Raw genomic sequence first — 16,166 nt, forward strand, 5'->3', positions numbered from 1 at the left:
ATTGTTCCTTGAAAACTAGATAGAAGAAAGAAGCAGCATAAACCGAGTATCGCCATCTAGGATAGAACCAACATGGTTAAGTTAGAAAGGGCGCACGGTGGATGCCTTGGCACTAGGAGCCGATGAAGGACGGGACTAACTCCGAAAAGCTCCGGGGAGCTGTACGTAAGCGTTGATCCGGAGATTTCCGAATGGGGAAACCCGCTGCCCGTAATGGGGCAGCATCCTTGCCTGAATCCATAGGGTAAGGAAGGCAACCCGGGGAACTGAAACATCTAAGTACCCGGAGGAAGAGAAAGCAACAGCGATTCCCTGAGTAGCGGCGAGCGAAACGGGAACAGCCCAAACCAGAAGGCTTGCCTTCTGGGGTTGTAGGACACCAATCGTGGAGTTACAAAGGAACGAGGTAGACGAAGAGGTCTGGAAAGGCCCGTCAGAGAAGGTAACAACCCTGTAGTCGAAACTTCGTTCCCTCCCTGGTGGATCCTGAGTACGGCGGGACACGAGGAATCCCGTCGGAAGCTGGGAGGACCATCTCCCAAGGCTAAATACTCCCTAGTGACCGATAGTGAACCAGTACCGTGAGGGAAAGGTGAAAAGCACCCCGGGAGGGGAGTGAAAGAGAACCTGAAACCGTGTGCCTACAAGTAGTCAGAGCCCGTTTACGGGTGATGGCGTGCCTTTTGTAGAATGAACCGGCGAGTTGCGATCTCATGCGAGGTTAAGTCGGAAAGACGGAGCCGTAGCGAAAGCGAGTCTGAACAGGGCGCATGAGTATGGGGTCGCAGACCCGAAACCAGGTGATCTACCCATGTCCAGGGTGAAGGTGAGGTAACACTTACTGGAGGCCCGAACCCACGCACGTTGAAAAGTGCGGGGATGAGGTGTGGGTAGGGGTGAAATTCCAATCGAACTTGGAGATAGCTGGTTCTCTCCGAAATAGCTTTAGGGCTAGCCTCAAGGGAAGAGTCTTGGAGGTAGAGCACTGTTTGGACTAGGGGCCCTCATCGGGTTACCGAATTCAGACAAACTCCGAATGCCAGTGACTTATCCTTGGGAGTCAGACTGCGAGTGATAAGATCCGTGGTCAAAAGGGAAACAGCCCAGACCGCCAGCTAAGGTCCCAAAGTATACGTTAAGTGGAAAAGGATGTGGAATTGCTTAGACAACCAGGATGTTGGCTTAGAAGCAGCCACCATTTAAAGAGTGCGTAATAGCTCACTGGTCGAGTGATTCTGCGCCGAAAATGTACCGGGGCTAAACGTATCACCGAAGCTGCGGGTGGACACCTTCGGGTGTCCGCGGTAGGAGAGCGTTCTAAGGGCAGAGAAGCCAGACCGGAAGGACTGGTGGAGCGCTTAGAAGTGAGAATGCCGGTATGAGTAGCGAAAGAAGGGTGAGAATCCCTTCCACCGAATGCCTAAGGTTTCCTGAGGAAGGCTCGTCCTCTCAGGGTTAGTCGGGACCTAAGCCGAGGCCGACAGGCGTAGGCGATGGACAACAGGTTGATATTCCTGTACCACCTCTTTTCCGTTTGAGCGATGGGGGGACGCAGGAGGATAGGGTAAGCGCACTGTTGGATGTGCGTCCAAGCAGTGAGAGGGGCAGCGAGGCAAATCCCGTTGCCACTAACCTCAAGCTGTGACGGCGAGGGAAATATAGTACCGAAGTTCCTGATTCCACACTGCCAAGAAAAGCCTCTAGCGAGGAAAAAGGTGCCCGTACCGCAAACCGACACAGGTAGGCGAGGAGAGAATCCTAAGGTGTGCGAGAGAACTCTCGTTAAGGAACTCGGCAAAATGACCCCGTAACTTCGGGAGAAGGGGTGCTTTTTGGGGTGCATAGCCCCGAGAAGCCGCAGTGAATAGGCCCAGGCGACTGTTTAGCAAAAACACAGGTCTCTGCGAAGCCGTAAGGCGAAGTATAGGGGCTGACGCCTGCCCGGTGCTGGAAGGTTAAGGGGAGCGCTTAAAGCTTTGCTTGAAGGTGCGAACCGAAGCCCCAGTAAACGGCGGCCGTAACTATAACGGTCCTAAGGTAGCGAAATTCCTTGTCAGGTAAGTTCTGACCCGCACGAAAGGCGTAACGATCTGGGCACTGTCTCAACGAGAGACTCGGTGAAATTATAGTACCTGTGAAGATGCAGGTTACCCGCGACAGGACGGAAAGACCCCGTGGAGCTTTACTGCAGCCTGATATTGAATTTTGGTACAGCTTGTACAGGATAGGTAGGAGCCTTGGAAACCGGAGCGCCAGCTTCGGTGGAGGCGCCGGTGGGATACTACCCTGGCTGTACTGAAATTCTAACCCGCACCCCTGATCGGGGTGGGAGACAGTGTCAGGTGGGCAGTTTGACTGGGGCGGTCGCCTCCTAAAAGGTAACGGAGGCGCCCAAAGGTTCCCTCAGAATGGTTGGAAATCATTCGCAGAGTGCAAAGGCAGAAGGGAGCTTGACTGCGAGACCTACAAGTCGAGCAGGGACGAAAGTCGGGCTTAGTGATCCGGTGGTTCCGTATGGAAGGGCCATCGCTCAACGGATAAAAGCTACCCCGGGGATAACAGGCTTATCTCCCCCAAGAGTCCACATCGACGGGGAGGTTTGGCACCTCGATGTCGGCTCATCGCATCCTGGGGCTGTAGTCGGTCCCAAGGGTTGGGCTGTTCGCCCATTAAAGCGGTACGCGAGCTGGGTTCAGAACGTCGTGAGACAGTTCGGTCCCTATCCGTCGCGGGCGCAGGAAATTTGAGAGGAGCTGTCCTTAGTACGAGAGGACCGGGATGGACGCACCGCTGGTGTACCAGTTGTCTCGCCAGAGGCATCGCTGGGTAGCTATGTGCGGAAGGGATAAGTGCTGAAAGCATCTAAGCATGAAGCCCCCCTCAAGATGAGATTTCCCATTTCTTCGGAAAGTAAGATCCCTGAAAGATGATCAGGTAGATAGGTCCGAGGTGGAAGCGTGGTGACACGTGGAGCTGACGGATACTAATCGATCGAGGACTTAACCAAAAGAAAGCGCGAAATCGGTGAAACTGCTTCTTCTATCTAGTTTTGAAGGAACAATCGTTCCGACAACTTCATACCGTCTGGTGGCGATGGCGAAGAGGTCACACCCGTTCCCATCCCGAACACGGAAGTTAAGCTCTTCAGCGCCGATGGTAGTGAGGGGATTCCCCTTGCGAGAGTAGGACGCTGCCAGGCAATAGAGAAGGACTTGTTGAACAGATCCCTGTTGATCAAGTCCTTTTTTGTTTGAAGAAAGCGATATACCGTTTTGGCTTGTTGTGATGCCGCTTGAATGAGAGGAACTAATGTGGCTCTTTTTCTAAATAAAACAATCGACTGCGTTTACTTTTGATCGACTGTTCCATTTTTTTAATCAGGCATGTTTCCCAAGTTGCTCGCACTTAGCATAGCGGGATTTCAAGGTGAAATTGAAAAAAGAAGAAATCGAGTAAAGATGTGAAAAAAAGAATGGTATGCTAAATATTTCAATAAAAAATCTTAAGAAGATAATCCTATTTTTCCATTGGCCATTGCTGCAAGTAGTGAGCAATAAAAATTGGCACCTTGTGAGAAGATACTGACATGAATTGGGTAATAAAGGGATAGTCTTCATTGGGGTTGGTTTTTATCAGTTCAAGCCACCACTCTGTTTCATATCTCGCGATCATACTAAGATTGTACAACAAGGCATAGTGAACCATTAGTTCTGGTAGAAAAAAGTTCCTTTTTTCTATAGGGAAGGCGAGTGTTTGATTTTCAAAGTGGTATCGCATCGGAGGATACTCTAATTTATTCCCTTGAAAGGTAAGCTGAAAATAATGGTCATCATGTTGTTCAATGTTCATTTCTTCTCTTATTTTACTGTTCAGGTAATCGATGAATCTTGTTTCGGTCATATGAAAACCGTTTAATATATTTTTTGTCAATAAGAAAGATTGGTGCTGTTTCTTTTCAAGAAGAATAAAGCTGTTTTTTCCGAAAAGAAATCTGAAGGCATTCGATAGTTCAGGTACTTCAAGCAATAGATGTTTCATAACAAACTTTTCTCCTTCTAGTTGTTTCACGTGAAACAATTTATTGGCAAAATGCATAAATAAACCGTTTTTTTGGATTTTCACTTCATCATCTAGAAATTGATAATTTTGTTTTTTTCTTTTTCTGGTGGAGAGGCCGTGTGCAAGCACAGATGTATTTTCCGGATAATAAGGGTCTACTGTTAATAAACAAGCTTTGATGAATTGAATGGTGCCGTAAAAAAGCAAAATAGGCTGCAAAGAAACAGGCGACTGTCGTACTTGTTGAAAATAGGATGTTCCATGTTCGATAAAGTGCATAAATCGGGTGCTATTATGAAAACTGAGGGCAGTGGCTTGTTCACGATTTAAGGATTTATAGCATTGATATAGATATTTTTGAGAGGTGGAAGCGGACTGAAAATAATTTAAAATTTGGAATGGATCAAAATGGTTCTCTATCATGATAAACTGCCTCCCAAAATGTTTGAAAAATCAAACTTATTGTGGATATCTTGACAGTATTTTATCCAATTGATAACCTACTAATAATATTTTGGACTAGGAGGGCGAGAAAAAATGTGGGAAACCAAATTTGTAAAAGAAGGACTAACTTTTGACGATGTTCTGTTGATGCCTGCAAAGTCGGATGTATTGCCAAGAGACGTGGATTTAAGTGTTTCTTTAACAGAAACATTGAAGTTAAATATTCCTATTATCAGCGCTGGTATGGATACCGTAACGGAAGCGGAAATGGCGATTGCCATGGCTCGTCAAGGCGGATTGGGGATTATTCATAAAAATATGAGCATTGAACAGCAGGCGGAGCAAGTTGACAAGGTGAAACGGTCAGAGAGCGGCGTCATTACGGATCCTTTCTTTTTAACGCCTGAACATCAAGTGTATGATGCTGAACATTTGATGGGCAAGTATAGAATTTCCGGGGTCCCGATTGTAAACAATGAACAAGAACAAAAATTAGTCGGCATTATTACGAACCGGGATTTACGGTTTGTACAAGATTATTCCATCAAGATTTCTGAAGTGATGACAAAAGAGAATTTAGTAACGGCTCCGGTTGGGACGACATTAGAAGAAGCTGAAAAAATCCTTCAGAAGCATAAAATTGAAAAACTGCCATTGATTGATGAGAACGGTGTATTAAAAGGATTAATTACGATTAAAGATATTGAAAAAGTGATTGAGTTTCCGAACTCTGCGAAAGATAAGAAAGGACGGCTTTTAGCGGGTGCTGCTGTAGGTGTTACGAAAGACACGATGAAACGTGTGGAGATGTTGGTAAAGGCGAATGTCGATGTCATTGTCATTGATACCGCGCATGGCCATTCGCAAGGAGTTATTAATACCGTGAAAGAAATACGGGCCGCTTATCCGACACTCAATATTATTGCCGGTAACGTTGCAACTGCAGAAGCGACAAGAGCTTTAATTGAAGCAGGGGCAGACATTGTGAAAGTTGGGATCGGACCTGGTTCGATTTGTACGACGCGCGTTGTGGCTGGAGTAGGCGTGCCGCAAATAACAGCGATATATGATTGTGCAACGGAAGCAAGAAAATACGGAAAAGCGATTATTGCGGACGGTGGAATCAAATATTCCGGAGACATTGTCAAGGCGTTGGCTGCCGGAGGGCATGCTGTTATGCTAGGAAGCTTGCTGGCTGGAACTTCCGAAAGCCCTGGAGAAACGGAAATTTATCAAGGACGACGTTTTAAAGTGTATCGAGGAATGGGTTCGATCGGTGCGATGGAAAGTGGTTCAAAAGACCGTTATTTCCAAGAAGATGCCAAAAAATTAGTTCCGGAAGGGATTGAAGGTCGTGTTCCTTATAAAGGACCGCTTGCTGACACGATTTATCAGCTGGTTGGCGGAATCCGTTCGGGCATGGGATACTGTGGAACCAAAAATTTGGAAGAATTGAGAGAAAATGCTCAATTTATCCGGATGACAGGTGCTGGATTAAGAGAAAGCCATCCGCATGATGTCCAAATTACGAAAGAAGCCCCAAATTATTCTTTGTCTTAATGATTGAAATCTGCTTTTGATGTCAACATGACAAATCTCGAGGCGGTAGGGAAATAGCCCTGCCGCCGTTTATTTTTTCTGGTCTAAAAGTAGGTCACAATGAAAGGGAGTCCTTTAGTAATCTAATAGAATTCAAGTTTTAAAAATCATAAAATCAGTTTTCATTCTTGCCGTAAAACGAAATGAACCAGATTACTTAATACATTTCAAATAAGCTGAAAGGAAAAAAGATTCTACGGATATAGTCATGCCTATGGGCCCATTGTGATCGTTTCGAAAATAAAAAGTAGTCCAATCCTCTGTCTACTTTTTGTCTTGAGAGTATGATAAAATATCGAAGGTGTACATATAAAGATGGAGGGCTATTGAGTGAGAAAGAAGAAGGTTTACAAAAGTATCGCCTGTTTAGTCAGCTTGTTGCTATTGACCGTTTTACTTCAATCTCCCGTTCAAGCTCAAGCGGAAGAAACTCCAAATATTAACGCTGCAGCTGCAATTCTAATAGATGGAGATACCGGGAAAATTTTATACGAAAAAAATGCTGATAAAATGTTGGGAATTGCAAGTATGACTAAAATGATGACAGAATACTTGCTTTTGGAAGCGATTAAAGAAAAAAAGGTCAGCTGGGATACGGAATATCGAGTAAGTGATCGTGTTTATAAAATTTCCCAGGAAAGAAATTTTTCAAATGTCCCACTGCGATTAGGAGAAAAGTATAAAATACGAGAATTATATGAAGCCATGGCAATTTATTCTGCCGATGCTGCTTCAATAGCTATCGCCGAAACCATTGCTGGCTCCGAAGAAAACTTTGTGAAATTAATGAACCAAAAAGCGAAAGAACTTGGCTTGCAGTGCAAATTTGTGAATGCAACCGGTTTAAGCAACAAAGATTTAAAAGGAATGTATCCGAAAAATTCAGGGCCAAACGATGAAAATTTGATGACAGCAAGATCTACTGCAAAATTAGCTTATCGACTTATAAAAGATTATCCGGAAGTGTTAAAAACAGCCAGCATTCCCAAAAAGAAATTTCGCCCTGGAACAGCCGATGAAATCAATATGGAAAATTGGAACTGGATGTTGCCGGGATTAGTTTTTGCTTACAAAGGAATGGATGGTTTAAAAACAGGGACAACCGATTTTGCTGGATATTGTTTTGCAGGTACGGCCAAGCGAGGAAATGTACGTCTTATTTCTGTTGTGATGAATGCAAAGGATCCAAGTGGAAAAGGTTCTTATAATGCCAGATTTACCGAAACGAAAAAACTGTTGGATTATGGGTTTAATGAGTTCTCTCGACAAAAAATTTATCCGGCTAAATTACAATTAAAAGGATACGAAACGATAAAGGTTGAAAAAGGAAAAGACAAAGAAGTGACCATTTATACAAACAAGCCTTTTTATGACCTCGTAAAAAAAGGTGAACCTAAAAAATATACCGCTTCTTTCACGCCAGATAGGTCAAAGATTGATAAAAACGGCGCTTTGAAAGCACCTGTTCAAAAAGGTGAAACAGTCGGCTATTTAACCTTCCATTCTGAAACCAACAATCCGTTGGGATACTTGTCAAAAGAGGAAGAAAAAAAGGCTAGCATCCCGGTTGTAACGGCAAAAGCGGTGGATAAAGCGAACTGGTTCATCCTTTCACTACGAAGTATTGGGGATCTTTTCGATGGAATGTTTTCCACAGTTAAAAGCTGGTTTTGATAGTTTTTGACCTCCTTGTATTGACAGGAGGTTTTTTTTGTTGTTTATTTAAATTCAAGGGAATCATATGATCCTCCAATCATATCGGAAAACCCGGATATTTCAAAATTTTTAACAAATAATCATATAGACGTCCTTGTCTGAAGGGGGAATTACAAGTGAGTACAGGTACAGATCGGGTTAAAAGAGGAATGGCCGAAATGCAAAAAGGCGGAGTCATTATGGACGTTGTCAATGCTGAACAGGCCAAAATTGCTGAAGCAGCAGGAGCAGTGGCTGTTATGGCATTGGAAAGAGTCCCTGCTGATATCCGAGCAGCCGGTGGAGTAGCAAGAATGGCAGATCCGCGCGTTGTGGAAGAAGTTATGAATGCTGTTAGCATTCCAGTCATGGCAAAAGCAAGAATTGGTCATATTGTGGAAGCTCGTGTGCTGGAAGCGATGGGTGTAGACTATATCGATGAAAGTGAAGTATTGACACCGGCAGATGAGGAATTTCATATTAATAAAAAAGAATTTACGGTTCCATTTGTATGCGGATGCCGTGATCTTGGAGAAGCTGCCCGTCGAATTGGGGAAGGAGCGTCTATGTTAAGGACAAAAGGAGAACCTGGTACCGGAAATATTGTGGAGGCAGTTCGCCATATGCGCAAAGTCAACGCGCAAGTTCGAAAAGTAGTTCATATGAGCGAAGACGAGCTCATGACGGAAGCCAAGAAATTAGGAGCTCCTTATGAAGTATTGCTTCAAATTAAAAAAGAAGGTCGTCTTCCAGTTGTCAACTTTGCGGCTGGTGGGGTTGCTACACCTGCTGATGCAGCGCTTATGATGGAATTGGGAGCGGACGGAGTATTTGTCGGTTCTGGTATCTTTAAATCTGAAAATCCGGAAAGATTTGCAAAAGCGATTGTAGAAGCAACGACTCACTACCAAGATTATGAATTAATTGCAGAATTATCGAAGAATTTAGGAATTCCGATGAAAGGAATGGAAATCTCCACGCTTTCTCCGGAAAACCGGATGCAAGAGCGCGGTTGGTAAGGGGTTAAACAACATGAAAATTGGAGTACTAGGACTTCAAGGTGCTGTTCGTGAACATATTCGATCTGTCGAAGCATGCGGCGAAGAAGCGTTTGAAATTAAAAAAGTCGATCAGTTGAAAGATTTGGACGGGCTGATTCTTCCTGGGGGAGAAAGCACTACAATGAGACGGCTGATCGACCGCTATGGATTTTTAGAACCTATTAAAGAATTGGCCAATAGCGGAAAACCGATTTTTGGAACATGTGCCGGCCTTATTTTACTGGCGAAAGAAATTGTCGGTTATCAACAACCGCACTTAGGACTCATGGATGTGACGGTGGAACGAAATTCATTTGGTAGACAGCGGGAAAGCTTCGAAGCTGAACTTGATATTAAAGACGTTGGCGAGTCTTTCCCGGCAGTATTTATTCGTGCTCCGCATATTGTGAAAGTCGGCCCTAATGTCGAAGTGCTCGCAAAACATGAAGATCGGATTGTAGCGGCACGGGAAGGCAATCTATTAGGATGTTCTTTCCACCCGGAATTAACGGATGATTATCGGTTTACGAAGTATTTTTTGAACATGGTAAAAGAAGCCAAACAAGCTCGCGTATAAACAACTTGCGAGAGAACAAAAATTATAGTAAATTGGTCTTGAAAATTAAAGAAGATCAAAGCAATGACAGGAAATAGTAGCAGGACATCCCTGGCATAGAGAGTCGATGGTCGGTGGAAATCGAACCGGGATGCTTGTGAATCCATCCTGGAGTGGAATGCTGAAAAAATGAGTAGGCATTTCCGGTTCTCGCCGTTATCCAGATGAAGTGGAAAGTGTGCAACTTTCAATTAGGGTGGCAACGCGGGTTACTCTCGTCCCTTATACAGGGATGAGAGTTTTTTTGTGGATTCAGAGAAACCGGTTGAGCCTGGAAGCTTCAACGTCTAGTTGATTGTTCGAATTCATGGATATAAAAACGTTGGAAAGGAAGTGGCGATAATGTTAGACATCAAGTATTTACGCAATCATTTTGAAGAAGTAAAAGAACGTCTGCAGCACCGTGGAGAAGATTTATCTGATTTTGAAAAGTTTGAAACGCTAGATCAAAAGCGGAGAGAGCTTCTTACGAAAAGCGAACAATTGAAAAGCAAAAGAAATAATGTGTCCCAACAAATTGCTCAAATGAAGCGAGAAAAGCAAAATGCTGACCATTTGATTCAAGAGATGCGAGAAGTCGGGGACGAAATTAAAGAGTTGGACCATCAATTGAAAACTGTAGAAGAAGAACTTCAGCAGTTGTTGTTATCCATTCCGAATATTCCACATGAAAGCGTACCGGTTGGCGATTCTGAGGATGACAACGTGGAAATCCGCAGGTGGGGAGATATCAAAACCTTTGATTTTGAACCGAAACCGCATTGGGATCTTGCTGATCAATTAGGTATTTTAGATTTTGAAAGAGCGGCTAAAGTGACAGGAAGCCGGTTTGTGTTTTATAGAGGGTTAGGCGCCAGACTGGAACGAGCGTTAATCAGTTTTATGCTCGATCTTCATGTGGAAGAGCACGGATACGAAGAGATTCTCCCTCCTTATATGGTCAATCGCGCCAGTATGACAGGTACTGGACAATTGCCGAAATTTGAAGAAGATGCCTTTTTAATTGAAAAAGAGGATTATTTCCTCATTCCTACAGCTGAAGTGCCTGTCACCAATTACTTCCGGGATGAAATTTTGGATGGCGACCAGCTGCCCATTGCATTTGCTGCATACAGTGCATGCTTCCGGTCTGAAGCGGGTTCGGCGGGAAGAGATACGAGGGGATTAATCCGTCAGCACCAATTTAATAAAGTCGAACTTGTCCGCATCGTCAAACCTGAAGATTCTTATGCAGAATTGGAAAAATTGACAGGGCATGCAGAAAAAGTTTTGCAGCTTTTAGGACTTCCGTATCGAGTCATGAGCATGTGTACGGCGGATTTAGGATTTACAGCGGCTAAAAAATATGATATTGAAGTATGGCTTCCAAGCTACAATACGTTCCGCGAAATTTCTTCTTGCAGCAATTTTGAGGCCTTCCAAGCGAGAAGAGCGAATATCCGCTTCCGCAGAGAAAAAAATGCAAAGCCGGAACATGTCCATACGTTAAATGGATCTGGCTTGGCTATTGGACGTACCGTAGCAGCCATTTTAGAAAATTATCAGCAAGCGGACGGAAGTGTGATCATTCCGGAAGTACTCCGTCCTTATATGGGAGGAAAAGAAGCGATCCGCCCGGAAAAATAAAGGAAAGGGACCTGATTGAAAAGATGCTTTCAACGGGTCATCGGAACTTTATAGGCAGAAGGAAAAAAACTTCTGCCTTCTTCTTATATTTTTGGTTATTGACACTATTCATTGATTGTGATAAATTATTTTTTGTCCGTATGGAGGAGTACCCAAGTCTGGCTGAAGGGATCGGTCTTGAAAACCGACAGGCGGGTTACACCGCGCGGGGGTTCGAATCCCTCCTCCTCCGCCATCACTCACAAGCGCATAATATTGGAGATATTGTACAAAATTCGTTACAACTATGTAGCGAATTTTTTTATGTCTTTTTGTCCCGCTCTTGAAACAGAATCTTTCATCCGTTTAGACTTTTATTGGAGGCACAGCTGATCTGTACCGAAGAATGCAGGCAGCCACACTTTCAATGACGCTTTTATTTTTTGACGGGATTGAAATTGTCAGCTAGAAGCAGCCAATTTTGAGGGAAAGAAAGACCTAGTTTCCAATAGCTCATGCCTCTTAAATTGAGTTCTTTCACTAAATCAAATTTTGCTTGAATGGAACGAGCGTCTTCAAACCATACTTTATGCCTTCGATTTTGTTCATCGATGTAGTCGATATACGGGGCTTGAGCTTGTTGGTCATATTGAATGGCGGCGTTGTATTTCACTGCCAAGAGAATAGCCTGCTGCGGGCTAATGGCTTTTGCCGTATCTCTTCCCGGCACAAACGGCAAAGTCCAATCATAACCGTACAAGTTCTGCCCCATTAAAATTTTTTGCGAAGGAATTAATGAAACAGCATATTGAAGAACTTGACGTACAGGTTCAATAGGTGATACGGCCATTGGAGGGCCGCCGCTGTATCCCCATTCATATGTCATAATGACGACAAAATCAACGATGGCTCCGTGGGCTTTATAGTCGTGTCCTTCGTACCATCTCCCTTTTTGGTCTGCACTTGTTTTTGGAGCAAGAGCAGTGGAAATGAACCATCCTTGGCGAGAAAAGAGGTCTTTTGCTTTTCTTAAAAATTGATTATAGGCTTCCCGATCTTCGGGGCGAAGGTATTCAAAATCAAAGTGGATGTCTCGAAAGTGGTATCTGTTGGCAAGGGAGATAATATTTTGGAGAAAGCGGTTTTGAATTTGTTGATCGTTCAACAAAATCTGACCCAACTCGGCACTGAATTGGCCCTGTTCTTGATTCGTAATGACCATCACGAGAATATTGCGGTATTGTGAAGCAATGGCCGCCAAATTGCCCAGGGGAGGCGTGTCCAAAGTTCCATCCCTTTTTGCTCGAAAACTAAAAGGAGACAAAAAAGTCAAATAAGGAGCGGCTTCTCTTGCGCTGGATTCGAGTTCTGGCGATACAGAGGTTCCAAAAGGCTCAACATAGGCGTTAAATTCTGCATTTCGTTTCCGCGATGGGGGGATAAACAGGCGCAATCCTTCTCTTAGCACTGTGTTTACTGAAATTCCGTTTACGCGAGCAAGTTCTTCAGGAGATAAGCCATATCTGCGGGAAATGGACCAAAGGCTGTCCCCCCTACGAACAGTATAAAAGCTCCCAGAAGTAGGAATGACAATCGCTTGCCCGATTACCAGATGATCGGGATTCGGCAATTGATTGGCCGTTTCAATAGCATTTGCGTTTATGTTATACTCTCGGGCAATGCTAGTTAATGTCTCATTTTGTCTAACCACATGAATTTGCAATCCGATTCCCCCTCTAGATGTATTCATTAGTAAATGTTTATGACAGAGACGAGCAAGATATTCGAAAGTTTTGGCTATTCATTCGGATCCGCTTTTCCTGTGCAATATAAAATATGATTGACTGTACATATGTTCATTTTTCTGTGCGAAAAGAAGATTCTTCCTCGCGCCGCTTATTGGGTTTTGCCTTTCGTATTTTATGAGGATGTGATTTTTCCCTGTTTAAGGTGAAAAGTGTTTATGATCGAAATGATTGTCCCTCGAAAACGAATATGAGGAGTTGTTCCACATGAAAGAACAAGATCTTTTTTTTATGAAAATAGCGATCGAAGAAGCAAAAAAGGCGGAAGAAATCGGCGAGGTTCCGATAGGCGCAGTCATTGTTATGAACAATCAAGTCATAGCCAAAGCTCATAACAAAAGGGAAACGTCCCAAAATGCTGTTGCCCATGCAGAGGTGTTAGCGATTCAAGAAGCTTGCAGAAACGTTGGCTCTTGGAGGTTGGAGGGAGCGACATTGTATGTTACGTTGGAACCATGTGCCATGTGCAGCGGGGCGATTGTATTGTCACGGATAGAACGTGTGGTATACGGAGCTAAAGATCCAAAAGGAGGCTGCGCAGGCACGCTGATGAATCTATTGACGGAAGATCGCTTTAATCATCAATGCGACGTGACCGCCAGAGTGCTTGAACAAGAGTGCGGGGCAATATTGACGGATTTTTTTCGAAAATTAAGAGAAGAAAAAAAGAAAAATAAGGGATAAATATAAAATATCAATGATAGGATGAAAATCTTAACATCGGTTGCTTTTTTATAGTCGACCTAGTATACTAATATATGCACCAATAAGGTGCTTAATATGGTATCAACTATGCCGTGCTAGGTGGGGAGGTAGCGGTGCCCTGTACCCGCAATCCGCTCTAGCGGGACTGAATCCCTTCCCCCGGTCGATATTCTGCAGGGTCTGCCTTAAGCAAGTGGTGTTGACGTTTGGGTCCTGCGCAATGAGAATCCACGAACCATGTCAGGTCCGGAAGGAAGCAGCATTAAGTGGACCATCTCATGTGCCGCAGGGGTGCCTGAACCGAGCTAACTGCTTAAGTAACGCTTGTGGGAGTCGGTCAAAGGAAGGTGCACGGCAGTTTCATACATAATAAAAAAAGTCCATCCTTTCATGGGGTGGGCTTTTTCGCTTTTGATTACCTAATCGTCTCTTTGTATTGGTGTAAAAAGTTTTTTCTATAGGTTATAATAAAGTGAAGCTTTTATTATTTGGAAATCGTATATTGTAGTGGCGATTCGTTGGCTCAATCAGACATACTCAGGCAGAAAATTTATGTTTTTTTCATTTGGGGCCAGTAAGACTCCTGCATTAAGGATTCGAAGCAAAAATGATCGTTTGGCGGTGCTGACTGTCTCTAAATGTCTGATAGGTTCATTAATCATCAGTGGAGATGATAGAACTCTTTTGCTGGAAATTTCATTTCAATCGATAAGAGAGATTCTTCTGCCTGATCAGATAATGGAATCATAACTTTACGGAGGGGGAATCATGAGTTATCAAGCTTTATACCGTGTCTGGCGTCCGCAAACTTTTGCTGATGTCGTAGGCCAAGAACATGTGACGAAGACATTGCAAAATGCCCTCCTTCAACAAAAAATTTCTCATGCTTATTTGTTCACGGGCCCGCGAGGAACGGGAAAAACGAGCGCGGCTAAAATTTTGGCAAAAGCCGTCAATTGTGAGCATGCACCAACTATGGAGCCTTGTAATCAATGCAGCGCATGCAAAGGAATTACGGATGGATCGATACCGGACGTAATAGAAATTGACGCCGCTTCCAATACGGGAGTGGATGATATTAGGGATATTCGAGATAAAGTCAAATATGCGCCGAGTGCGGTTCCTTTTAAAGTATACATTATTGATGAAGTTCACATGTTGTCGATTGGCGCTTTCAATGCTTTGCTGAAAACGTTGGAAGAACCGCCGAAACATGTTATTTTTATTTTAGCTACAACGGAGCCTCATAAAATTCCGCTGACCATTATTTCAAGATGTCAGAGATTTGATTTTAAGCGTATTACAACCCAAGCGATTGTGGAAAGAATGAAGCTGATCGCAGATGAGTCTGGCGTTTCGTACGAAGAAAATGCTCTGCGGATCATAGCTCGGGCAGCGGAAGGCGGAATGAGGGATGCTTTAAGTTTATTGGATCAGGCGATTTCCTTCAGCAATGAAAAGTTGACGGAAGAGGATGCCCTTGTAGTCACCGGATCCGTTGGACATAGCACATTGAATCATCTTGGGCGGGCTATTTTGGAAAAAGATATTGCAGCAGCAATGGAAGGGTTGGAAAGTCTATTCATGAAAGGGAAAGACCCTTCAAGATTTACGGAAGATTTCATTCATTATTTTCGAGATCTCCTTTTATATAAAACAGCCCCTCAGCTCGAAGATACTTTAGAGCACCCTGCTGATGAAGAATTTATTTCTTTGGCTCGAGAGTTTCCGACTGATTTCATCTATGATTGCATAGAGATTTTAAATCAAACTCAACAAGAAATGAAATTCACGAATCATGCTAGAATATATTTGGAAGTAGCTTTCGTGAAAATGTCTCAAGCGGAAACGAAACCAGTCACATCGCAAGTTCAGCCGGACTTGTCGAAACTGCTTAGCAGGATCGAAACACTAGAGCAAGAGTTGCATGAATTGAGAAGCAGAGGACTTTCCCCGGAAGAAACTTCCCCTGTGAAAACACCGCCAAAGAATCCAATACGGTCGCACCATGACTATAAAGTGCCAGTGAAGAAGATCGAGCATATTTTAAAAGAGGCGACCAAACAGGATTTGCAATTATTGAAAAGCCGGTGGGGAGAAATGCTCGAAATTCTCAATCAACGCCAAATGCGGTCACAGGCGGCATTACTGAACGATGCGGAACCAGTAGCTGCTTCGCCGGATTCGTTTGTATTAAAATTTAAATATGACATTCATTGTAAAATGGCGATGGAAAATGCAAAATTTGTAGAAGCGATTTCTTCGGTGTTTGGGGAATTGACGGGAGTTCGCTATGTGCCGGTGGGTATTCCGGAAGAAAAATGGCATATCATTCGCGAAAATTTTATCAGACAACAAAAGGAGAACATCGCCGATGACGGCAGCCGTAATGAGGAAGATCCTCTAATTGCCGAAGCAGTGAAGCTTGTGGGAGAAGACTTGCTAGAGATTAAAGATTAATATTCATGGTATATCACATCCTGGCTTAGTCTTTTTAAGAAATATGTATTTTGGTCAGCTTATTTTTAGTGATAGGAATGCTCCTGCTCATTGAATAATTACCTTTCTAAAGCAGGTCATGGAGCAGATAAAAATGGA

At 43.7% G+C, this 16,166-nt stretch carries 9 protein-coding genes, 1 tRNA gene, 2 rRNA genes, 1 other RNA gene and 1 other annotated feature; of the genes, 11 read left to right on the top strand and 2 right to left on the bottom strand.

What is annotated here, in order from left to right; all coding sequences use genetic code 11:
• The first annotated feature begins 74 nt into the window (after window positions 1-74).
• Together NST81_RS00065 and rrf are read left to right on the top strand one after the other, a co-directional pair.
• A 23S ribosomal RNA gene (locus NST81_RS00065) occupies window positions 75-3,007 on the top strand.
• A gap of 76 nt (window positions 3,008-3,083) precedes the next feature.
• Window positions 3,084-3,199: ribosomal RNA gene (gene rrf, locus NST81_RS00070) — 5S ribosomal RNA — on the top strand.
• 317 nt (window positions 3,200-3,516) lie between these two features.
• Here the strand turns inward: rrf and NST81_RS00075 are convergent.
• Window positions 3,517-4,482, bottom strand: a complete 966-nt coding sequence (locus tag NST81_RS00075) for a YaaC family protein (RefSeq protein ID WP_341027602.1) — start codon at window positions 4,480-4,482, stop codon at window positions 3,517-3,519.
• 114 nt (window positions 4,483-4,596) lie between these two features.
• Here NST81_RS00075 and guaB point away from each other — a divergent pair, with 114 nt between their 5' ends.
• The 6 genes from guaB to NST81_RS00105 all read left to right on the top strand — a co-directional run bounded on the left by guaB (window position 4,597) and on the right by NST81_RS00105 (window position 11,314).
• Window positions 4,597-6,063: an IMP dehydrogenase gene (guaB, locus tag NST81_RS00080; protein ID WP_003352272.1), complete on the top strand. Its 1,467-nt coding sequence runs from the start codon at window positions 4,597-4,599 to the stop codon at window positions 6,061-6,063.
• Between the two features lie 369 nt (window positions 6,064-6,432).
• Entirely contained in the window at window positions 6,433-7,776 is a 1,344-nt protein-coding gene (locus NST81_RS00085; protein WP_003352270.1) for a D-alanyl-D-alanine carboxypeptidase family protein, read from the top strand.
• Between the two features lie 158 nt (window positions 7,777-7,934).
• On the top strand, window positions 7,935-8,816 hold the full coding sequence (gene pdxS, locus NST81_RS00090; protein WP_003352269.1) for a pyridoxal 5'-phosphate synthase lyase subunit PdxS: 882 nt from the start codon (window positions 7,935-7,937) through the stop codon (window positions 8,814-8,816).
• Window positions 8,817-8,829: 13 nt separating this feature from the next.
• Entirely contained in the window at window positions 8,830-9,414 is a 585-nt protein-coding gene (pdxT, locus tag NST81_RS00095) for a pyridoxal 5'-phosphate synthase glutaminase subunit PdxT (RefSeq protein ID WP_003352268.1), read from the top strand.
• A 54-nt stretch (window positions 9,415-9,468) separates the two neighbouring features.
• Window positions 9,469-9,679 (top strand) — a binding site (T-box leader).
• Between the two features lie 116 nt (window positions 9,680-9,795).
• Window positions 9,796-11,079: a serine--tRNA ligase gene (gene serS / locus NST81_RS00100; RefSeq protein WP_003352267.1), complete on the top strand. Its 1,284-nt coding sequence runs from the start codon at window positions 9,796-9,798 to the stop codon at window positions 11,077-11,079.
• A gap of 142 nt (window positions 11,080-11,221) precedes the next feature.
• Window positions 11,222-11,314: transfer RNA gene (locus tag NST81_RS00105), tRNA-Ser, on the top strand.
• A gap of 180 nt (window positions 11,315-11,494) precedes the next feature.
• Here the strand turns inward: NST81_RS00105 and NST81_RS00110 are convergent.
• A complete protein-coding gene (locus NST81_RS00110) occupies window positions 11,495-12,781 on the bottom strand; it encodes a glycoside hydrolase family 18 protein (protein ID WP_340396649.1) in 1,287 nt (428 codons plus the stop codon).
• 289 nt (window positions 12,782-13,070) lie between these two features.
• Between NST81_RS00110 and tadA the strand changes: the two genes are divergently transcribed.
• The 3 genes from tadA (at window position 13,071) to dnaX (ending at window position 16,028) form a co-directional block, all read left to right on the top strand.
• The gene (tadA, locus tag NST81_RS00115; RefSeq protein ID WP_341027608.1) at window positions 13,071-13,547 is read left to right on the top strand and encodes a tRNA adenosine(34) deaminase TadA; all 477 of its coding nucleotides are present in this window, start codon (window positions 13,071-13,073) and stop codon (window positions 13,545-13,547) included.
• Between the two features lie 111 nt (window positions 13,548-13,658).
• Window positions 13,659-13,923: signal recognition particle sRNA large type (gene ffs / locus NST81_RS00120), an RNA gene on the top strand.
• Window positions 13,924-14,336: 413 nt separating this feature from the next.
• Window positions 14,337-16,028: a DNA polymerase III subunit gamma/tau gene (gene dnaX / locus NST81_RS00125; RefSeq protein WP_270584107.1), complete on the top strand. Its 1,692-nt coding sequence runs from the start codon at window positions 14,337-14,339 to the stop codon at window positions 16,026-16,028.
• Window positions 16,029-16,166 lie beyond the last annotated feature (138 nt).

The organism is Bacillus sp. FSL W8-0223 (genome assembly GCF_038006805.1).
Lineage (GTDB): Bacteria > Bacillota > Bacilli > Bacillales > DSM-4216 > Bacillus_O > Bacillus_O smithii.